The organism is Pseudorhodoplanes sp., assembly GCF_035565795.1.
Taxonomy (GTDB): Bacteria; Pseudomonadota; Alphaproteobacteria; order Rhizobiales; family Xanthobacteraceae; genus Pseudorhodoplanes.
Window position 1 is genome coordinate 73,018 of sequence record NZ_DATMRV010000156.1, and the last position, 18,610, is coordinate 91,627.

The 18,610-nt window shown below is 63.9% G+C and carries 20 protein-coding genes; 12 read left to right on the forward strand and 8 right to left on the reverse strand.

Features of this window, described 5'->3' with window-relative positions:
* Window positions 1-74 precede the first annotated feature (74 nt).
* From VNZ93_RS14170 to VNZ93_RS14185, 4 genes are read left to right on the forward strand one after another with little or no spacing between them, the layout of a single operon-like run.
* Window positions 75-1,025 (forward strand): tripartite tricarboxylate transporter substrate binding protein, encoded by a 951-nt coding sequence (locus VNZ93_RS14170; RefSeq protein ID WP_325706083.1) that lies wholly within the window; start codon window positions 75-77, stop codon window positions 1,023-1,025.
* A 30-nt stretch (window positions 1,026-1,055) separates the two neighbouring features.
* Window positions 1,056-1,913, forward strand: a complete 858-nt coding sequence (locus VNZ93_RS14175) for a MaoC/PaaZ C-terminal domain-containing protein (protein WP_325706086.1) — start codon at window positions 1,056-1,058, stop codon at window positions 1,911-1,913.
* Window positions 1,913-3,070, forward strand: a complete 1,158-nt coding sequence (locus VNZ93_RS14180) for an acyl-CoA dehydrogenase family protein (protein ID WP_325706089.1) — start codon at window positions 1,913-1,915, stop codon at window positions 3,068-3,070. The genes VNZ93_RS14175 and VNZ93_RS14180 overlap by 1 nt, the downstream gene beginning before the upstream one ends.
* A 12-nt stretch (window positions 3,071-3,082) precedes the next feature.
* Window positions 3,083-3,517 (forward strand): cupin domain-containing protein, encoded by a 435-nt coding sequence (locus VNZ93_RS14185; RefSeq protein WP_325706092.1) that lies wholly within the window; start codon window positions 3,083-3,085, stop codon window positions 3,515-3,517.
* 55 nt (window positions 3,518-3,572) lie between these two features.
* Here the strand turns inward: VNZ93_RS14185 and VNZ93_RS14190 are convergent, their stop codons facing one another.
* Window positions 3,573-4,298, reverse strand: a complete 726-nt coding sequence (locus VNZ93_RS14190) for a beta-ketoacyl-ACP reductase (protein WP_325706095.1) — start codon at window positions 4,296-4,298, stop codon at window positions 3,573-3,575.
* 289 nt (window positions 4,299-4,587) lie between these two features.
* Here VNZ93_RS14190 and VNZ93_RS14195 point away from each other — a divergent pair, with 289 nt between their 5' ends.
* Entirely contained in the window at window positions 4,588-5,235 is a 648-nt protein-coding gene (locus tag VNZ93_RS14195) for a 3-oxoacid CoA-transferase subunit A (protein WP_325706146.1), read from the forward strand.
* Window positions 5,236-5,240: 5 nt separating this feature from the next.
* Entirely contained in the window at window positions 5,241-5,891 is a 651-nt protein-coding gene (locus VNZ93_RS14200) for a 3-oxoacid CoA-transferase subunit B (RefSeq protein WP_325706098.1), read from the forward strand.
* A gap of 52 nt (window positions 5,892-5,943) precedes the next feature.
* On the opposite strand, the gene VNZ93_RS14205 is transcribed toward VNZ93_RS14200, so the two are convergent.
* Complete coding sequence (locus VNZ93_RS14205; RefSeq protein WP_325706102.1) at window positions 5,944-7,119, reverse strand: acetyl-CoA C-acetyltransferase; 1,176 nt, start codon at window positions 7,117-7,119, stop codon at window positions 5,944-5,946.
* Window positions 7,120-7,313: 194 nt separating this feature from the next.
* On the opposite strand from VNZ93_RS14205, the gene phaR reads away from it, so the two are divergent.
* Window positions 7,314-7,901, forward strand: coding sequence for a polyhydroxyalkanoate synthesis repressor PhaR (gene phaR / locus VNZ93_RS14210; RefSeq protein ID WP_325706104.1), 588 nt, complete (start codon window positions 7,314-7,316; stop codon window positions 7,899-7,901).
* A gap of 58 nt (window positions 7,902-7,959) precedes the next feature.
* Here phaR and VNZ93_RS14215 read toward each other — a convergent pair whose 3' ends face one another.
* A complete protein-coding gene (locus tag VNZ93_RS14215; RefSeq protein ID WP_325706107.1) occupies window positions 7,960-9,723 on the reverse strand; it encodes a bifunctional diguanylate cyclase/phosphodiesterase in 1,764 nt (587 codons plus the stop codon).
* A gap of 166 nt (window positions 9,724-9,889) precedes the next feature.
* Here VNZ93_RS14215 and VNZ93_RS14220 point away from each other — a divergent pair, with 166 nt between their 5' ends.
* Window positions 9,890-10,249 (forward strand): hypothetical protein, encoded by a 360-nt coding sequence (locus VNZ93_RS14220; RefSeq protein WP_325706110.1) that lies wholly within the window; start codon window positions 9,890-9,892, stop codon window positions 10,247-10,249.
* Window positions 10,250-10,263: 14 nt separating this feature from the next.
* On the opposite strand, the gene ggt is transcribed toward VNZ93_RS14220, so the two are convergent.
* From ggt to mtgA, 4 genes are all read right to left on the reverse strand, one after another.
* Entirely contained in the window at window positions 10,264-11,847 is a 1,584-nt protein-coding gene (gene ggt, locus VNZ93_RS14225) for a gamma-glutamyltransferase (RefSeq protein WP_325706113.1), read from the reverse strand.
* 30 nt (window positions 11,848-11,877) lie between these two features.
* Window positions 11,878-12,288, reverse strand: a complete 411-nt coding sequence (locus VNZ93_RS14230; RefSeq protein ID WP_325706116.1) for a hypothetical protein — start codon at window positions 12,286-12,288, stop codon at window positions 11,878-11,880.
* Window positions 12,289-12,371: 83 nt separating this feature from the next.
* Complete coding sequence (rpmF, locus tag VNZ93_RS14235) at window positions 12,372-12,560, reverse strand: 50S ribosomal protein L32 (RefSeq protein WP_325706119.1); 189 nt, start codon at window positions 12,558-12,560, stop codon at window positions 12,372-12,374.
* Between the two features lie 88 nt (window positions 12,561-12,648).
* The gene (mtgA, locus tag VNZ93_RS14240) at window positions 12,649-13,380 is read right to left on the reverse strand and encodes a monofunctional biosynthetic peptidoglycan transglycosylase (RefSeq protein WP_325706122.1); all 732 of its coding nucleotides are present in this window, start codon (window positions 13,378-13,380) and stop codon (window positions 12,649-12,651) included.
* 110 nt (window positions 13,381-13,490) lie between these two features.
* Here mtgA and VNZ93_RS14245 point away from each other — a divergent pair, with 110 nt between their 5' ends.
* The 4 genes from VNZ93_RS14245 to VNZ93_RS14260 all read left to right on the forward strand — a co-directional run bounded on the left by VNZ93_RS14245 (window position 13,491) and on the right by VNZ93_RS14260 (window position 18,214).
* A complete protein-coding gene (locus tag VNZ93_RS14245; RefSeq protein WP_325706125.1) occupies window positions 13,491-14,414 on the forward strand; it encodes a farnesyl diphosphate synthase in 924 nt (307 codons plus the stop codon).
* Between the two features lie 135 nt (window positions 14,415-14,549).
* Window positions 14,550-16,217 (forward strand): efflux RND transporter periplasmic adaptor subunit, encoded by a 1,668-nt coding sequence (locus VNZ93_RS14250; protein ID WP_325706128.1) that lies wholly within the window; start codon window positions 14,550-14,552, stop codon window positions 16,215-16,217.
* A gap of 15 nt (window positions 16,218-16,232) precedes the next feature.
* On the forward strand, window positions 16,233-16,985 hold the full coding sequence (locus VNZ93_RS14255) for an ABC transporter ATP-binding protein (protein ID WP_325706131.1): 753 nt from the start codon (window positions 16,233-16,235) through the stop codon (window positions 16,983-16,985).
* Window positions 16,982-18,214: an ABC transporter permease gene (locus VNZ93_RS14260; protein WP_325706134.1), complete on the forward strand. Its 1,233-nt coding sequence runs from the start codon at window positions 16,982-16,984 to the stop codon at window positions 18,212-18,214. Before VNZ93_RS14255 ends, VNZ93_RS14260 begins: the two co-directional genes overlap by 4 nt.
* A 132-nt stretch (window positions 18,215-18,346) precedes the next feature.
* Here VNZ93_RS14260 and VNZ93_RS14265 read toward each other — a convergent pair.
* Window positions 18,347-18,610: hypothetical protein (locus VNZ93_RS14265; RefSeq protein WP_325706137.1), on the reverse strand; the 264-nt coding region annotated here is incomplete at its 5' end.

An 18,610-nucleotide genomic window follows, 5' to 3' on the forward strand; every position in this document is an offset into this window, starting at 1 on the left:
CCTTGCAAACCATGGGCTGAGAAGAGATACAAGCGTGAACCGGAAACGGAAAACGTCCAATAAAGCTGGAGGAAATGATGGTGAGGACAGTGCTTTCGGCGGCGGCCGTCGTGTTGGCAATGACCGGCCTGGCATCCGCGCAGAAATATCCCTCCCGCACCATCGAGCTCATCATTCCATTCGCCGCCGGCGGTGGCGTCGACCTGATCGGCCGCTCGGTCGGGGCCTCGATCGCCGAACAGCTTGGCCAGCCGGTGGTGGTGCAGAACCGCGACGGTGCCGGCGGGACCATCGGTTTCGGTGCGCTCGCCTCGGCGGCGCCGGACGGTTACACGCTCGGCTTCGGGCCTTCGACGCCGATTGCCAATGCGCCATATCTCGTCAAGGGCGTGCGCTATAATCCGGAGTCGTTCGATTATATCTGCCAGGTGTTCGAGAACGTGTTCTCGATCGCGGTTCCGGCGAATTCGCCTTACAAGACCGCGAAGGATCTGATCGCCGCGGCCAAGGACAAGAGCCTGAATTTCGGCCACGCCGGCCTCGGATCGATCCCCCATCTGTCGGTCGAGAACTTCGCCGACGCAACGAAGATGAAGGTGCAGCATCTGCCGTTCCGTGGCGATGCCGCCATGATGCCGGTGTTGATGAAGGGCGATCTCGATTTCGGGGCGCCGGCGATTTCATCCTATCGGGGCAACGAACAGATCCGTCCGCTGGTTGTGTTTGCCGACAAGCGGCATCCCTCCTACCCGGATGTGCCGACGGCGCGCGAACTCGGCGTGACGACCGCCGTACCGCCCGGCCAGAACGGACTTTATGCGCCGAAGGGCTTGCCGGCCGAGGTGAAGGCGGCGCTCGAAAAGGCGTGTACGACTGCCGTGAAGTCGGATGGCGTGCTCAAGGTTATCGGCAATACCGGCCAGAGCGTCGCTTTCCTCGATGGCAAGCAGTTCCACGATCAGACCGTTGCGGACTACAAGTTCAAGGGCGAACTGATCAAGCGGCTGGGGCTCGGTGCCAATTAGAGGACGCGTCACGATGTAGACGGCGCAGCCATGCCGCTCGACCCCACGAGGCTATTGTCGCTGCATCTGCCGGATACCGAGCAGCATTACACTGCAAAGGACGTGATGCTCTACGCGCTGGGCGTCGGCCTTGGACACGATCCGGTCGACGCCCGCGAGCTCGCCTTCGTCTACGAAAAGAACCTCAAGGTGCTGCCGACCTATCCGGTGGTGCTGGGCTTTGAGCCGTTCCTGCTGCGCGACCGCGACACCGGCGTCAATTTCGAGATGACGGTGCATGGCGAGGAGCATCTCATCCTGCACCGGCCGCTCGCATCCTCGGGCACTATCGTTGCACGTCACCGCATCCTCGATGTGATCGACAAGGGCGCGGGGAAGGGAGCGCTTCTCCTGATGGAGCGCGCGATTTTCGACAAGGCCACCGGCGAGGGGATTGCGACGATCCGGCAGACTGTGTTTTGCCGCGCCGATGGCGGCTTCAGCGGCGAGACGCGCCCGTCGCCGCCGGTGCATGCGATTCCCGATCGTGCGCCGGATCTTGTCTGCGATCTGACGACGCGGCCGGAAATGGCGCTGATCTACCGGCTGTCTGCGGACGTCAATCCGCTTCATGCCGATCCGGAGGTCGCACGGGAAGCAGGCTTTCCGCGACCGATCCTGCAGGGCCTCGGGACGTTCGGCGTCGCGGGCCACGCGATCCTGCGCAGCGTCTGCGACTACGATCCAGCGCGGCTCAGGTCGATTGCCGGCCGGTTCTCCGCGCCGGTCTTTCCGGGCGAGACCATCCGCACCGAGATCTGGCGCGACGGCAATACCGTCAGCTATCGCGCACGTGTCGTCGAACGTGACGTGGTCGCCATCAACAACGGGCGGGCAGAGGTGGCGTGATGCGCGATGACGACGATCTCACCGCGATCCGCGAGAGTGTGCGCGCGCTGTGTGCGGATTTTCCGGGAGACTATTGGCGCGCGCTCGACCGGGAGCGCGCCTATCCGACGCAATTCGTCGACGCTCTCACCAGAGCGGGCTTTCTCGCCGCCCTGATCCCGGAGGAATTCGGCGGCAGCGGTCTGTCGATGCGTGCCGCCGCGGCCATCATGGAAGAGATCCACGCAACCGGATGCAACGGTGCGGCGTGCCACGCGCAGATGTACACGATGGGCACGGTGCTGCGGCATGGCAGCGACGCGCAGAAGCGCAGCTATTTGCCGGCCATCGCACGCGGCGAATTGCGTCTGCAGGCTTTCGGAGTGACCGAGCCGACGTCTGGCACCGATACGCTGTCGCTTCGCACCACTGCGACGCGCGACGGCGACGACTACGTCATCAACGGCCAGAAAATATGGACATCGCGCGCGGAATATTCCGATCTGATGCTGCTGCTCGCGCGCACCACGCCGCGCGATAAAGTGAAGAAGCGGACCGACGGGCTGTCGGTGCTGCTGGTCGACATGCGCGCGGTGAAAGGTAAGGGCCTCGAAATCCGCCCGATCCGCACCATGATGAACCACGCTACGACCGAAGTGTTCTTCGACAACATGCGCGTGCCGGCGTCGTCGCTGATCGGCGAGGAGGGCAAGGGCTTTCGTTACATCCTGTCCGGCATGAACGCCGAACGAATCCTGATCGCGGCTGAATGTATCGGTGACGCGAAGTGGTTCATCGCCAGGGCATCGGCCTACGCGAAGGAGCGCGGCGTGTTCGGACGGCCGATCGGCCAAAACCAGGGCATCCAGTTTCCGATCGCGCGCGCCTATGCGCAGATGCGGGCGGCCGGACTCATGGTGCGCGAAGCGGCCGAGCGCTACGAAAGCGGCGCGGATATCGGCGAGGAGGCGAATATCGCTAAGCTGCTTGCCGCCGATGCGTCATGGGCCGCGGCCGACATGTGCGTGCAGACCCATGGCGGTTTCGGTTTCGCCGAAGAATACGATGTGGAACGCAAGTTCCGCGAGACGCGGCTTTATCAGGTCGCGCCGATTTCGACCAATCTCATCCTGTCCTATATCGCGGAGCACGTGCTCGGGTTGCCCCGCTCGTATTAGTCAGATCCCGTCATGTCCCAAACCGCTGCCGACATCATCCGCCTGCTCGACCTTCAGCCGCATCCGGAGGGCGGGCATTATCGCGAGACATTCCGCGATACCCGCACCGATCACAGCGGCCGGGCCGCTTCCACCGCGATCTATTTCCTGCTGGCGCGTGGCGAGCGCTCGCACTGGCATCGTGTCGATGCGGTCGAAACATGGCATTGGCATGCCGGCGCGCCGCTGCGGCTGGACATTGCCGATAACGGGCAACGTTCATCGGTGTTGCTGGGCCCCGATCTCGTGGCCGGTCAGCGGCCTCAGGGCATCGTGCCGACAGGTGCGTGGCAGGCTGCAGAGACGCTCGGCGACTGGTCACTCGTCGGCTGCACGGTCGCGCCCGGCTTCGTGTTCGAGGGCTTCGAACTCGCGCCGAAGGGCTGGTCGCCGGACACGAAGGCATGATGCTCTGTCATTCCGGGCTCGCGTGTTGCACGCGCGCCGGGCATGAGCAGGGCGCTCACGCCATATACTGTCCGCCGTTCGCGGTCAGCGTCGAGCCGGTGATGAATCCGGAATCGTCGGACGCGAGGAATACCACGCAGCGCGCGATCTCCTCCGGTTCGCCGAGCCGGCCGGCCGGGATATGCGGCAGGATGCTCTTCTCGAGCACGTCCTGTGGCACCGCCTTCACCATCTCAGTCGCGATATAGCCGGGACAGATCGCGTTGACGGTGATCCCGCTCTTGGCGCCTTCCTGCGCCAGCGCCTTGGTGAAGCCGATGTCGCCGGCCTTGGCGGCCGAGTAATTGACCTGGCCCATCTGGCCCTTCTGGCCGTTGATCGAGGAGATGTTGATGATGCGGCCGAACTTGCGCGCGCGCATGCCCTCGATCACCGGCCGCGTCATGTTGAAGAGCGAGCCGAGATTGGTGCTGATCACTTCGTTCCATTGCTGCGGCGTCATGCGGTGAAACATGGTGTCGCGAGTGATGCCGGCATTGTTGACCAGCACTTCGACCGGTCCGAGATCGGCCTCGACCTGCTTGATACCGGCGGCGCATGCGTCGAAATTTGACACGTCCCACTTGTAGACGGGGATACCGGTCGCCGCCTTGAATTTCTGCGCGGCCTCGTCGTTGCCGCCGTAATTCGCTGCGACCTTGTAGCCGGCAGCCTTGAGCGCGCGACAGATCGCTTCACCGATGCCCCGGGTTCCGCCGGTTACCAATGCTACGCGCGCCATGTCCCCTCCTTCGTCAGGCCCGACTGTCAGGCGGCTCCGCAACAGAGTCGCGACAGATGCGACACAATCAAATTTTTCGCCCTGGAACGCAATGGCTACGTCCGCGGCCGATCCGCTTATATGCAGCGCAAAAATTCGTGATGGCAGTGCGAATGCACCGTCAGACGCAGCACCTATCAAAGCCGTTACGTCCGCTATCGGATCGAGCAGGACAAATATACTCAAGTACAATCATCGGGCACGAATTCCTCAACCAGAATGGGTGATCACCACCCGCAGCGAATTCGTGATGAAGACAATCTCGAGCGAGCAGGCCGTCAATCTCATCCCCGACGGCGCGGTGTTGATGATTGGCGGGTTCATGGGCGTCGGTACGCCCGAGCGGCTCGTCGATGAACTCGTCCGGCAGGGCAAGCGCGACCTGACCGTCATCGCAAACGACACCGCATTGCCGGGACGGGGAATCGGAAAACTGATCGACGCCGGGCTGGTCGCGCGTACGATCGCCAGTCACATCGGCCTCAATCCTGAAACGCAGCGGCAGATGATCGCGAACAAGATGAAGGTCGATCTCGTGCCCCAAGGCACGCTGATCGAGCGGATTCGCGCGGGCGGATACGGTCTTGGAGGCGTCCTCACGCCCACGGGCGTCGGGACGATTGTCGAAGAGGGCAAGCAGAAGGTCGATGTCAACGGCAAGACCTACCTGGTCGAGCCCGCGCTCCGCGCCCATTTCGCACTGGTGAATGCGTTCATGGCCGATTATCTGGGCAATCTTTATTACGCGCTGACGGCGCGCAATTTCAATCCCGTGATGATCATGGCGGCCGATAGTACCATCGTTACCGTCGACAACATCGTGCCAACTGGCGTCATCGCTCCGGACCACGTGATGACGCCCGCGCCTGTGGTCGATTACATCGTCGCGAACGGATGACAGACATGGACGCGCAATCCGTCATCGCAAAGCGTGTTGCTTCCGAATTGCGCGCCGGCATGTTGGTCAATCTCGGTATCGGTATTCCAACCCTCGTCGCCAATTACGTGCCGCCCGGCATCACCGTATTCTTCCAGTCGGAAAACGGATTGATCGGGACCGGGCCGATCCCCGAGGAGGGCATGGCGCATCCGACGCTGACCGACGCCGGCGGCCGGCCCGTCACAGCCTTGCCCGGCGCCTGCACGTTCGACAGCGCCATGTCGTTTGGTCTCATCCGTGGCGGACATGTCGACATGACCGTGCTCGGCGCTCTTCAGGTCGACGGCAAGGGCCTGCTGGCGAACTGGATGATTCCCGGAAAGATGGTGCCGGGGATGGGCGGCGCGATGGATCTCGTCACCGGCGCAAAGCGGGTTGTCGTGGCCATGCAGCACACGGCCAAGGGAAAGCCGAAGATCGTCAAGGAGTGCACGCTGCCACTGACCTCGGCGCGTTCCATCGATCTGATTGTGACCGAACTTGGTGTGATCGGATTTCCGGACGGGCGTGCGACGCTGCTTGAGCGGGGTCCCGGAGTCACGGTCGAACAGATTGTCGCCGGGACCGAAGCGAAGCTGGAAATACCGGATCAGGTCCCCGAAATGAAAATCTGACGGCAGGGCGACAACGAGTTGCCGCCCTGCCGGACTTTGGGTGTCGAGCGCTCTAGCGCTCCACGCACATCGCGATGCCCATGCCGCCGCCGATGCACAGCGTGGCGAGGCCCTTCTTTGCATCGCGCTTCTGCATCTCGTGCAGCAGCGTCACCAGCACGCGTCCACCGGAAGCGCCGATCGGATGGCCGATCGCAATCGCGCCGCCATTGACGTTCACCTTGCTGGTATCCCAGCCGAGATCCTTGTTCACGGCGCAGGCCTGAGCGGCGAACGCTTCGTTGGCCTCGATCAGGTCGAGATCCTCGATCTTCCAGCCGGCCTTCTGGAGCGCGGCGCGCGAGGCCGGGATCGGGCCGGTCCCCATGATGGAGGGATCGACACCGGCATGGGCCCAGGAGGCGATGCGGGCGAGGATCGGCCTGCCGGCCTTCTTGGCCTCAGACGCCCTCATCAGCACGACCGCGGCCGCGCCGTCATTGATGCCCGACGCGTTGGCGGCGGTCACGGAGCCTTCCTTGTCGAAGGCCGGACGCAGCTTCGCGATCGATTCCAGCGTCACGCCGGCCTTCGGATATTCGTCGGTGTCGACGACGATATCGCCCTTGCGCGACTTCACGGTGACGGGCGCGATCTCTTCCTTGAACTTGCCGGCCTTCATCGCGGCCTCGGCCTTGTTCTGCGAGCCGACCGCGAATTCGTCCTGCTGCTGACGGGTGATCTGCCACTGCTTGGCCACGTTCTCGGCCGTGGTGCCCATGTGATAGCCGTTGAAGGCATCCCAGAGGCCGTCCTTGATCATGGTGTCGACCATCTGAAAATCGCCCATCTTCACGCCAGAGCGAAGATGTGCGCAATGTGGCGCCATGCTCATGGATTCCTGGCCGCCGGCGACAACGATGTCGGAGTCGCCGTTCAGGATGGCCTGATAGCCGAGCGCGACCGCCCGCAATCCCGAGCCGCAGAGCTGGTTGACGCCCCAGGCCGGGCTTTCAACTGGAATACCAGCCGCGATCGACGCCTGCCGCGCCGGATTCTGACCCTGACCGGCGGTCAGGATCTGTCCCATAATGACCTCGGAGACTTGTTTGCCTTCAATTCCGGCACGCTCCAGCGCTGCGGCAATGGCGACCTTGCCAAGTTCATGCGCCGGGAGGTTTGCAAAAGCGCCGTTAAACGCGCCGACCGGCGTCCGTGCCGCGCCGACAATGACGATATCGTCCTGCATGATCGAGCTCCCTGTCTGTTGGGCACCGCAATAGCATGCCGCCGTCACTCAGCAAAACTGCCGGCCATGCAATGGCGCGGGATGCGACCCGCACAAAACGGTGGCTAGGCCGTTTGAAACCGCTTACATTTTGCATCCATAGGGCAGGATACTGGGCCCGATCCCGGGTGCAGTGGCGCGCAGCAAGCGGTATCATGGCAAAATCCGACGAACCGATCACCATCAAGAAATACGCCAACCGGCGACTCTACAACACCGGGACCAGCACCTATGTAACGCTGGAAGATCTGGCCACAATGGTGAAGAACGGCGAAGATTTCGTCGTCTATGACGCCAAGAGCTCTGAAGACATCACCCGCTCGGTCCTCGCGCAGATCATCTTCGAACAGGAAAACAAGGAAGGTCAGAACCTTCTTCCGATCAATTTCCTGCGCCAGCTCATCCGCTTCTACGGCGATTCCATGCAGATGATGGTGCCGCGCTATCTCGAGGTCTCGCTCGAGTCGTTCACGCGCGAGCAGGAGAAAATGCGGCAGCAGATGGCGCAGGCCTTCGGCGTCAACGTACCCGCCTTCGGACCGATGGAAGAGCAGGTCCGCCGCAACATGGAGATGTTCGAGAAGGCCTTCGCGATGTTCTCGCCATTCCCGCGGCGCGAAGGCGGCGGCCAGGAAAAACCCGAGGCGGACAAGCCCGCAACCTCGTCCGAAGATATTGACGCGCTCAAGCGGCAGATCGACGAGATGCAGAAGCGGATCGACAAGATCAGCGACAAGGGCTGAGCGTCACGCCGTCAGCCTGAGCTTTTCGTCAAATCGCGTTGCGACGGTACGGCGCGCGTCAGGCGCGCGCTGGCTGCGCGCGTGACGGTTCGACTTGAGTATCGTGCCAGTCGAGCCGCGCCAGCCCGACATGTTCGCCCTGCAGATAGTCGCAGCCCCAGTCGGCGAGTATCGCCGCGGATTGCTCGTTCTGCACCCATTCCGCGACCGTCTTGATCTTGAGACCGTGGGCAAGATCGAGCATGGTGCGCACAAAGGTCCTGTCGTCCTCGGACCGCGCAACATTCTGCACGAACGCACCGTCGATCTTGATCATGTCGACGCCGAGCTGACGTAGGTTGCGGAAAGACGTGTAGCCCGCGCCGAAATCGTCGATGGCAATGCGCGCGCCGAGATCCTTCACGCGCTGCACGAAGCCGCGCGCGTTTTCGACGTCGTGTATCGCGGTGGTCTCGGTGATTTCGACGATCAGCCGCTCCGCAACCGTGTGGTTGACTCGCAGCAGCGCTTCAAGCTTCGCCCACCAGTCCGGATCCATGGTCGATGAGGCCGAGACATTCAGGCTGGCGCGCAGGTCCGGATGTTCGGCCATTTTGGCGATGACAAGCTCCAGCACGCGTTGATCGAGAAGGCGCGCAAGGCCAAGCCGCTCCGCGATCGGGAGGATCTGCGCGGCGGGAACGAGGGTGCCGTCGGCACGCTGGATCCGCAGCAGGCATTCATGGAACGCAACAGAGCGCGTATGCGCATCGACGACGGGCTCGTAAGCCAGCAGGATGCGGCGCTCGTTCAGCGCGTTGACGATGGTGTCGGTGGCGCGCATGTTGGCGCGCCGCTTCGTCTCATTCTCGGGATTTGGCCGATAGGCAACGAAAGAGCCGGGCCGCCGGTCCTTCGCGAGGTCGAGGCTTTCTTGCGCGCGTGCGAGCACTTTATCGACAGTGGCGGCATGATTGGGCGCGGTGACGCCACCGATCGTGCCGGTGACCGAGATCGGGCCTGCCGTTGTCATGATCACGTCATCGCGGATGGCGGCGAGAAAACGCTCGGCCGCAACGCCGATCTCCTCGGGACTGCAATTCTGCAGGATGATCCCGAACTTGTTGCCCGAGAAGCGCCCGAGCACGTCGTGGCCTCGCATGCGGCCGCGCAGGCGCTTGGCGATGACGCCGATCACCTCGTCCGCAATGCCATAGCCATAGGCCTCGTTGATGCGGCCGAGATTGTGGATCGCGACCAGCATAAACCCGCAGGACGTCTGCGTGCGTATGGCCACGTCCAGCGCTTCCGTGAGGCGTTCTGTCAGGTGCCAGCGATTGAACTCGCCAGTGAGCACATCGAACCGCGAAAGATAGGCAAGCTGCTGCTCGCGTTCGTAGCGATCAGTGATCACGCGGATGATGCCATGCGCCTTGCAAGGCTTGCCGTCGGCGCCGGCGAACCAGCGGCCGGTATCCTCGATCCACAATTTGGGCGAGCGCGGACCGGACCGCAGCGCATATTGCAATTGATACGGGACGCCCGCGCCTTCGTCAGCCTCGGCCGAATTCATCACCGCGTCGAAGCGGGACTGCTTGTTGCCGGGATCGAGCAGGGTGGCAAAGCCGCGGCCGGTCGCGGCGGGGGCGATGTCGCGCAGCCCCAGCAGGCGCGGCGCGGCCGCGCCCCATGTCAGCGCGTCGGTCCCGATCTGCCATTCATAGACGGCTTCGCCTGCAGCCAGCATGATCGCGGCATAGTCGAGCGGCGCGGCCGCGCGACCGCTCTTCCGCCGCGCAGTCTCCAAAGCCAGAACCGGACTTTCGGTGGCTCGTGTCACCATCGCCCCTTGGGTGCGCGTCGCGGCCGTAGCGGCACACATCAAGCGAGGATGGTAGTGGACAACTCTAAATAACTGGGAAAAACCGTTGGTTGCATTCTAGGAACCTGCCGTCCGCCGGGGCGTTCGCGGCATGAGGCTTGCGATCCGTATGTCGGGAGCACACCCGATGTCCCGATTTGACGCAGGAGCCGCCGTGCCGGTCGAAAAAGCGAAGGGCAGGATCAGCGCGCTGCAGGCTGGTGGCGCAACACGTGGTCCCGTTCGGGACACCGCGAAGGCGAGCCCCGAACGGCGCGATCTCGTCGTGGTTAATCCGAAGATAACGCCCGACCGGACGACGCCGCGGAGCGGCAAGCCGTCTCGCTACGCCGACGTGCTGTTTCTCGCCCATATGTTCGCAAGCAAGTTCGACGCCCCGCAACAACGCGAGAAACGCCGCGCCGATCCTGCGGATGCGAATGCGAGCTATCGCAGGAGCGCACGCGTACCCGGCAAGACCGGCCGCGTATTGTCGAAGAAAATCTAGGCTTCGCTCGCGCGTCAGTACCCGAGCGCGATCCCGTCCTTGCGCGGGTCGGACGCTCCGATCAGCACGCCACGCTCCCAGTCGATACGGATCGCCTGACCGCCGCCATGCGGCAGCTTGCGCCGGGCGACCTCGTGACCCATCGCGCGCAGCGCGCGCATCACGTCGTCACTGACGCCATTCTCCACTTCGATGCGCTCGCCCTCGAAGAAGACGCGCGGCCAGTCGAGCGCGGTCTGCAGGTCCATGCCGTGATCGACGATGTTCGAGATGACATGCGCATGGCCCATCGCCTGATACGCGCCGCCCATCACGCCAAACGCCATGTCGACACGGCCGTCGCGCAGCGCGAGCGCAGGAATGATGGTATGCATCGGCCGCTTGGTCGGGCCGATGCAATTCGGATGGCCCGGCGTGAGATTGAATCCGGAGCCGCGGTGATGCAGCAGGACGCCGGTCCTGTCGGTCGCAATCCCTGACCCGAATGACGAGAACAGCGAGTTGATCATCGTCACCGCATTGCGATCCTTGTCGACCACGCAGACGAGCACGGTCGAGCCCATCGGCTTGATTGCCTTCGGGAAGTTCGAACGCTGGGTGCGGTCGATCATGCCGGCGAGCTTTGCTGCGAATCCGCGGTCGAGCAGCGCCTCGACGGTTTCCGTCATGAATCTCGGATCGGCGACATTGGTGTTGCGCATGCCGTAGGCGAGACGGGCGGCTTCGATCAGCAGATGAATCCGTTCGGCGCCATTGGCATCGAGCTTGCTCATGTCGAAGTGTTCGAGAATGTTCAGCAGCACCAGCGCGGCGACGCCCTGACCATTCGGAGGCAATTCCACCACTTCGAGCCCGCGATAGTTCGTCGAGATCGGCTTGACCTCGTCACCGCGATGCGCGGCGATATCCTTCGCCGTCAGGACGCCGCCGAGAGAGGCGAGCGTCGCCACGATATCGTCGGCAATCTCGCCCTCGTAGAATGCGCGGGCACCGTCCTTGGCGATGGCGCGCATGGTGCGTGCCAGCGCCGGAAACCTGACGATGTCGCCGGCATTCGGCGCGCGCCCGTCGATCAGGAAATGCTTCGCAGTGGCCGCGTGCTTTGCAAGCTTTTGGACCGCGAGCGACCAGTCGAGCGCGACGCGCGGCTGCACCGGAATGCCGCGTTCGGCGGCGTCGATAGCGGGCGCCAGCACCCGGTCGAAGCCGAAGCGCCCGTGTTTGCTGAGGATCGCGTCCCAGGCCTCGATCGCGCCGGGGACGGTGACGGCATGCACGGAGTCCGTCGCGATCTCTTTCAGGCCTTGCTCGATCAGGATTTCGGGGCGCATCGCAGCGCCGGTTCTGCCGGATCCGTTGTAGCCCCAGATCGGCTGTCCGGGTCGCGCCACGAGGCAGAAACAGTCGCCGCCGATTCCCGTCATGCCTGGTTCGCCGACGCATGCGACCGCCATTGCGGCCACGGCCGCATCGGCAGCGGTGCCGCCGGCGCGCATGATCTCGACGGCGGCAAGCGAGGCGAGCGGATGCGAGGTCGCGACCATGCCGCCTGCGGCATAGGCAACCGAGCGTCCGGGCGCGTGGAAATCACGGGTCATGTCAAAACCGTCGAAACGCTGTGGCGTCGATCAATGCGCGACGGGGTGGCTTTCGACGGTGTAATCGCGCGCTGCGGCGCGAATCGAAATCGAGAACCCGCCGATCACGTCGACAGCGCAGATCACGAGGAAAATCAGGAAGGTCGAGGTCGCGGCCTTCTGCACCATCAGGAATTCGATCAATGCACCGACGAAGACCACGAAGGACAGCATGTGGTCGACGATCGACTTCACCCCGAAGCGCGTGGCCTTGAGGATTTCGACGAACAGCAAAAGGATCGAGAAGATGATCAGCAGATCGCCAGTGGTGACGCCGAGCGTCGCGCCCGACATCATCCGGATCGAGAATATGGTGTCGTTGAAACCGAGATCGAACAGGAACGCGATCATGTTGTAGATCGCGAGAGGGATCAGCAGGAGAGGAAAGCCGACAAGATACATGGATCAAGTCCTCGGGGACCTAACTCTCCTGTCCCGGCGCGCAACCGGCAACCGATCGCGCGCCCACTCACCAAACCGGAAGGTCAGGCTTCGGCGCTCTTCACCTTCAGCACCTGCCGGCCCTTATACATCCCGGTCTTCAGGTCGAGATGATGCGGACGGCGGAATTCACCGGAATCCTTGTCCTCGACATAGGCGGGCTGCTTCAGCGCGTCGGCGGAGCGGCGCATACCACGCCGCGACGGCGAGGTTTTTCGTTTAGGAACGGCCATTGCTGGAACTCCTGAAAAGACAATCCGGTCCCGCGGATGCCACCAAGGGGGAAACCCCGCCGGACCGGATGTAATGGATTGCGGCGGCTTATAGAGGAAGGATGGCGCGCGCGCTAGGGCTTTTGAGCCACCGGAATACTCTGGCCGGCCGTTTCAGGCAGGCGTCCAGGCCCGCGGTCCCGGCGCGCCGCTGGTAGATGCCCGCCAGCCGGCGGACGGACGGCCCCGGCTTCTGGGCGTCCCGCCGCCTGGGATTTGGCAGCATGGCGGCCATCAGGGCGGCTTCCCGGGCGTCCAGGTCGGCCGCGGACTTGTTGAAGGCCCGTCGGGCCCCGGCCTCTGCCCCGAACTGGCCTCTCGGGCCCCATTCGGCCACGTTGAGGTATATTTCCATGACCCGCCGCTTGCCGAGGATCAGGTCCATCCACATTGCGAGTGGGTATTCCAGCACTTTGCGGATGTAGGACCGGCCCTGCCACAGGAACAGGTTCTTGGCAGTCTGCTGGGTGATGGTGGAGCCGCCCCTCAGGTCGTCGAGGTCCTCGGCCTCCCTCAGGATCTCCCGGAGCCCCCGCCAGTCGATCCCCCGGTGCCTGCAGAAATTGGCGTCCTCGGAGGCGATTACGGTCCGGGGCAGGACGGCTGCGATATCGTCCAGCGGGCGGTAAATTCGCGTCACCGGCTGAAAGGTGACATACCGCCAGAGCATCGGCGTGGAAACCGGCCGCATCACGAGATAGAGCGGGGTGAGGAGATAGGGCAGCAGCAGGGCGATCAGAGCGACCGTCGCGACGATCCGGATGACGCGGCCAAAGCTCATCTGGAACGTCTCGAGTGTTGTTGCGATAAGGTCACCTGGATGCCCCCCCGTAGACACTCTCGGGCAGCGTGACAAGAACAAGGAATGCGGCGGCGCCGCGAATGTGACGGATGATGAAGACCAGCTTTACCTCTGCCCTCGATACTGCAGCCGCCGACACCGAAAGCCTGCTCGAGCGATTGTTCTCGGTACAGACCGCCGATGGCGAGATTGAGCGGCCGAAGCGGCTGCTGGACGCCATGCGCTATTCGGCGCTGGGCGGTGGCAAGCGTCTGCGTCCGTTTCTTGTGGTCGAGAGCGCCGCGCTGTTCGGCGCGCCGCGCGAGCGCGCGCTGATGGCCGGCGCTGCCCTCGAATGCATCCATTGCTATTCGCTGGTGCACGACGATCTCCCGGCAATGGACAACGACGAGCTTCGCCGCGGCCGTCCGACGCTGCATCGCGCCTATGACGAGGCGACCGCGATCCTGGCCGGAGACTCGCTGCTGACATTTGCATTCGACATTCTGTCGCGTGACGAGACGCATCCCGATCCCGCGATCCGCATCGCGCTGGTGCGCGAACTGGCGCGCGCTTCGGGGCTCGGCGGCATGGCCGGCGGGCAGATGCTGGATCTCGCGGCCGAGGGCCGCTTCGGCGCGATGCCCTCGGGCGACGACAAGTTCATCATCACCATGCAGGCGATGAAGACGGGTGCGCTGCTGCATTTCGCCTGCATCGCCGGCGGCATCCTTGGTGGCGCATCGGCAAGTGAGATGACGGCATTGTCGAGATACGGCCGTGCCGTGGGTACGGCGTTCCAGATCGCCGATGACATTCTGGACGTTGAAGGCGACGCGGCCACCGTCGGCAAGGCGACCGGCAAGGATGCGGCGGTCGGCAAGGCGACGCTGGTGTCGATCCTCGGGGTTCCGGCGGCCCGCGAGCGCCTGGCCGGTGTCGTGGCCAATGCCGAAAGCGCACTGGCGCCGTTCGGTGAACGTGGCGAGATCCTGCGCGAGACGGCCCGCTTCGTCGCTGCGCGCGAAAAGTGAGGCGGCAGGGCAGGCGGCCCGGCGCCGCCTGCCTCGGCGACAGTAATTGTGTCTAAGTGTGTCTGCAGGCTGTATAAAACGTAAGGTGACGCGGCCCCGTTCCACCACTAGATCTGGTTCCCGGGGTAGACGACCATGCGCAAGTTGCCAGTTGTAGTTCTGTGTCTCGCCGTGATCGCCGCGGCGGCTCTCTATTTTGTGCCCGGCTGGAACGGCGCTCCTGCCGACAGCAGCTATCGCACCGCCAAGGTGGATCGCGGCGAGGTGGTCGCGACCGTCAGCGCGACCGGCACCATCAATCCCACGACCACGGTCATCGTCGGCTCGCAATTGTCCGGGCAGGTCGTCGAGATTCTGGCCGACTACAATTCCGAGGTGCAAGCCGGCCAGGTGGTGGCGCGGCTCAACCAGGATCAGATCCGCGCGCGCCTCGATGCGGCCCGAGCCGATCTTGCGCAGATGCGCGCGCAGAAGCTCGTCGTTGAAGGCCAGATCGAAAAGGTAAAGGCCGAAACCGAGAAGGCGCGCGCGGCGCAGACCGACATGGAAGCGCAGGTTGTGCGCAACGAAGCGCTGCACGCGGATTCCGATCGCATCTACAAGCGCCAGAACGATCTGCGCACGCGCGGCTTCGCCGCCGACGCCGCGGTCGATACCGCGCGCGCAACCCGCGATGCGCAGGAAGCCGCGCTTGCCTCCGCGCGAGCCCAGGTGAATTCTGCCAAGGCAGCGCTCACCGGTCTTGCCGCCGACCTTCGGGTCGCGCAGGCCAACCTTGCAGCTGTTGCCGCGCAGATCCAGCAGCGTGAAGCTGCGGTGCGCCAGATCGAGGTTGACCTCTCGAACACCGAGATCAAATCGCCGGTGTCCGGCGTGGTCGTGCAGCGCAATGTCGAACTCGGGCAGACGGTCGCTGCATCGTTGCAGGCGCCGGAATTATTCCGGATCGCCGACGATCTGAGCAAGATGGAGATATCCGCCAATATCGACGAAACCGATATTGGCCGCATCAAGCCGGGACAGCGCGTGACGTTCACCGTCAACGCATTCCCCGGTCGGACTTTCGAGGGCGTGGTCAAGCAGGTGCGGCTGGGCTCGCAGAATGTCCAGAATGTCGTGATCTATACGACCATCGTGTCGATCGAGAATCCGCGACGCGAATTGCTGCCCGGCATGACCGCAAACTTGCGCGTCGAAACCGAGCGGCGCAACGATGTCGTGCGCCTGCCGAATGCAGCCTTGCGCTGGCGCCCGGCCGCGCTTGCCGATCAGCCGATTGCGAGAGGCGGGTCCGGTGGACCGGGTGCAGGTGCGCCGGGCGCGCCGCAGCGGCGCGCAAGCGGCGGCAACAGCGCGGAATTCCTCGACGCGATCAAGACCGAAATCAAGCCGGGTGCTGATCAGCTGCGTGAGATCGAGGCGGCCTTCGCGGACATGCGCAAGAGCTTCCTTGCCGGCGCCGGAGACGGCGACGCCAGCGGGCGACGCGAGCGCATACTCACAGCGCGCCGCGAACTCGAGCAGCGCATCGCCGGCATCCTGACGCCCGCGCAGAAATCCGTTTTCGACGAGATCGTGAAGCGGCAGGCGGCTGCCGGCAGCGGCCGCGCGTCCCAGTCTGCGCGCGTGTTCATCGTCGGACGGGATGGCAAACCGCAGGGCGTGACCATCAACACCGGCGTGACCGATGGCGCTTCGACCGAAGTTGTTGCGGGTCTCGAGCCCGGCGCCGAAGTCATTGTCGGCGGCACCGGGCAGAGTGCGGCTGCGGCGCAGCGCAGCGGCCCGCGCTTCGGGTTCTGACGAGCGGATGCCGAGATGCCGCTGATCGAGACTGAAAACCTCTCACGGCTTTACAAGCTCGGCGGAGAGACCGTCACCGCGCTGGATGGCGTGTCGTTGTCCGTGGACCAGGGTGATTTCATCGCGGTGATGGGTCCGTCCGGATCCGGCAAGTCGACCTTCATGAATGTGATCGGTTGCCTCGACAAGCCGACGTCCGGCACATACCGGCTCGACGGCGAACTGGTCTCCAGGCTGAGCGGGGACGAACTCGCTGCCGTTCGCAACCGGAAGATCGGCTTCGTCTTCCAGCAATTTCATCTCCTCGACCGGCTCGATGCGCTTTCGAATGTCGAACTTCCGATGGTCTATGCCGAAACAGACCGCGCATCGCGCAAGGACAAGGCGGTTGTCGCGCTGAAGCGCGTCGGCCTTGGCGAACGCATTCACCACCGGCCGACGCAATTGTCCGGTGGTCAGCAGCAGCGCGTCGCGGTGGCGCGCGCGCTAGTCAACAATCCGAAGATGCTGCTGGCCGACGAGCCGACCGGCGCGCTCGACAGTCGCACGTCGGTGGAACTGATGGCGCTGTTCCAGGAACTCAATCGCGACGGCACGACGGTCGTGATCGTTACGCACGAACCCGACATTGCAGCCTATGCCAACCGGCTGATCCGCTTCCTCGATGGCCACGTCCTGTCCGACCGCCGCCAGACGCCGGTCAATGCGGCCGAACAACTGGCCGAACTTATGAAGCAGCCACCCCATCACCACGAGGCGGCCGAATGACGAACCGCGACGCTATCGCCTCTGCTCTCGATGCGCTGCGATTGCACAAGCTGCGCAGCGCGCTGACGATGCTTGGCATCATCATCGGCGTGGCTGCTGTCATCGCGATGGTCGCCGTCGGCGGCGGCGCGCGCGAGCAGGTGGTCGCGCAGATCCGCAGCCTCGGTTCGAATCTTCTGGTGGTCACGCCGGGCAACGTCACGGCCGGCGGCGTGCGCATGGGCTCCGGCGCTGCGTCGACGCTTACCGATGACGACGCGGCTGCCATCATGGCGGAAGTGCCGGGCGTGCAGGTGACTGCGCCGAACATGCGTGGCACCGGACAGATCGTGGCTGGCGGCATGAACTGGGCGAGCGCCGTTTTCGGTGTCGATTCCGGCTGGTTCGAGGCGCGCGACTGGGATGTCGAACTCGGCCGCGCGTTCGAGCCCGAAGAAATCGCGCGCGGTGCGCAGGTCGTCATTCTCGGGCAGACGGTCGCACGCAACCTGTTCGGAGGAATTGATCCGGTCGGGCAGGAGCTGCGCATCCGTAACGTGCCGATGCGCATCATCGGCGTCATGAGCCGCAAGGGTCAGACCACCTGGGGTCAGGATCAGGATGACGTCGCGTTCGTGCCACTCAATACGGCGCGGCAACGCGTGCTTGGCCGCAATCAGGCGAACGCGCGTGCCGTCGGATCGATTTACGTGAAGGTCAAGGACGGCGAGAACATGAGCCTCGTTGAGGACGAGGTGAAGACGCTGGTCCGGCAGCGCCATCGGCTGCAGCCGGGACAGGAGGACGATTTCTCGATCCGCAATCTCGCCGATATCGCGGCGACCCGTGAAGCGAGTGCGCGGACGCTCGCGATCCTTCTGGCGGCGGTCGCAGGCGTGTCGCTTGCGGTCGGCGGCATCGGTATCATGAACATCATGCTGGTGTCCGTCACCGAACGCACCCGCGAGATCGGTCTTCGTCTCGCTCTCGGCGCGCGTCAATGGGACATCCTGCGGCAATTCCTGTTCGAAGCGACTGGACTTGCCGCGATTGGCGGATTGATCGGTGTGATCATCGGCGTCAGCGCGGCCTACATCATCTCCAATGCCGCCGGCTGGCCGTTGCTGGTCGAACCCGCTTCGATCGTGATCGCGGTGGTGTTCTCCGGTCTCGTTGGCGTGTTCTTCGGCTGGTACCCGGCGCTGCGCGCATCGAAGCTCGATCCGATCGAGGCGTTAAGGCACACTTAAGCCACGACCGACACTGGCGGCTCCGGCACCGCACGCATCGCCTTCGGCGCGGTGATCTGTCTGATGTTCGCGATCCGGGCCGCGCGTCAATTCTGGCGAAAATACATCGCGCAACGATAGGCGCCAGCCGGCTCAGCGAAAGCGGCCGAACCAGCCCTGGATGCGCTGCCAGGTGTTCTGCGCCGAGCCCGAGAACATCGCGAAGGCGATCCCGACAATCACCAGCGGGATACACAGCAGCACCAGCGCCGACAGCACGACAAAGGACAGCGCGACGGCGACGCCCGCCGCCAGCAGCATCAGTACGATGGTGAAAGGTCCAGGCCTCTTGAACTGGATGCGCTTGATCCCGTCATCGCCTTCCTCGACGCGCAGGAACAGGCTGTCGAAGCCGCG

Excerpts from the sequence above, each read along its gene's own strand:
- VNZ93_RS14260 (WP_325706134.1), top strand. The coding sequence starts at position 16,982 with ATGACGAACCGCGACGCTATCGCCTCTGCTCTCGATGCGCTGCGATTG.
- VNZ93_RS14190 (WP_325706095.1), bottom strand. The coding sequence starts at position 4,298 with ATGGCGCGCGTAGCATTGGTAACCGGCGGAACCCGGGGCATCGGTGAA.
- VNZ93_RS14245 (WP_325706125.1), top strand. The coding sequence starts at position 13,491 with ATGATGAAGACCAGCTTTACCTCTGCCCTCGATACTGCAGCCGCCGAC.
- VNZ93_RS14205 (WP_325706102.1), bottom strand. The coding sequence starts at position 7,119 with ATGCAGGACGATATCGTCATTGTCGGCGCGGCACGGACGCCGGTCGGC.
- VNZ93_RS14200 (WP_325706098.1), top strand. The coding sequence starts at position 5,241 with ATGGACGCGCAATCCGTCATCGCAAAGCGTGTTGCTTCCGAATTGCGC.
- VNZ93_RS14255 (WP_325706131.1), top strand. The coding sequence starts at position 16,233 with ATGCCGCTGATCGAGACTGAAAACCTCTCACGGCTTTACAAGCTCGGC.
- VNZ93_RS14170 (WP_325706083.1), top strand. The coding sequence starts at position 75 with ATGATGGTGAGGACAGTGCTTTCGGCGGCGGCCGTCGTGTTGGCAATG.
- ggt (WP_325706113.1), bottom strand. The coding sequence starts at position 11,847 with ATGACCCGTGATTTCCACGCGCCCGGACGCTCGGTTGCCTATGCCGCA.
- VNZ93_RS14215 (WP_325706107.1), bottom strand. The coding sequence starts at position 9,723 with ATGGTGACACGAGCCACCGAAAGTCCGGTTCTGGCTTTGGAGACTGCG.
- mtgA (WP_325706122.1), bottom strand. The coding sequence starts at position 13,380 with ATGAGCTTTGGCCGCGTCATCCGGATCGTCGCGACGGTCGCTCTGATC.
- VNZ93_RS14180 (WP_325706089.1), top strand. The coding sequence starts at position 1,913 with ATGCGCGATGACGACGATCTCACCGCGATCCGCGAGAGTGTGCGCGCG.
- rpmF (WP_325706119.1), bottom strand. The coding sequence starts at position 12,560 with ATGGCCGTTCCTAAACGAAAAACCTCGCCGTCGCGGCGTGGTATGCGC.
- VNZ93_RS14175 (WP_325706086.1), top strand. The coding sequence starts at position 1,056 with ATGCCGCTCGACCCCACGAGGCTATTGTCGCTGCATCTGCCGGATACC.
- VNZ93_RS14250 (WP_325706128.1), top strand. The coding sequence starts at position 14,550 with ATGCGCAAGTTGCCAGTTGTAGTTCTGTGTCTCGCCGTGATCGCCGCG.
- VNZ93_RS14185 (WP_325706092.1), top strand. The coding sequence starts at position 3,083 with ATGTCCCAAACCGCTGCCGACATCATCCGCCTGCTCGACCTTCAGCCG.
- phaR (WP_325706104.1), top strand. The coding sequence starts at position 7,314 with ATGGCAAAATCCGACGAACCGATCACCATCAAGAAATACGCCAACCGG.
- VNZ93_RS14220 (WP_325706110.1), top strand. The coding sequence starts at position 9,890 with ATGTCCCGATTTGACGCAGGAGCCGCCGTGCCGGTCGAAAAAGCGAAG.
- VNZ93_RS14230 (WP_325706116.1), bottom strand. The coding sequence starts at position 12,288 with ATGTATCTTGTCGGCTTTCCTCTCCTGCTGATCCCTCTCGCGATCTAC.
- VNZ93_RS14195 (WP_325706146.1), top strand. The coding sequence starts at position 4,588 with ATGAAGACAATCTCGAGCGAGCAGGCCGTCAATCTCATCCCCGACGGC.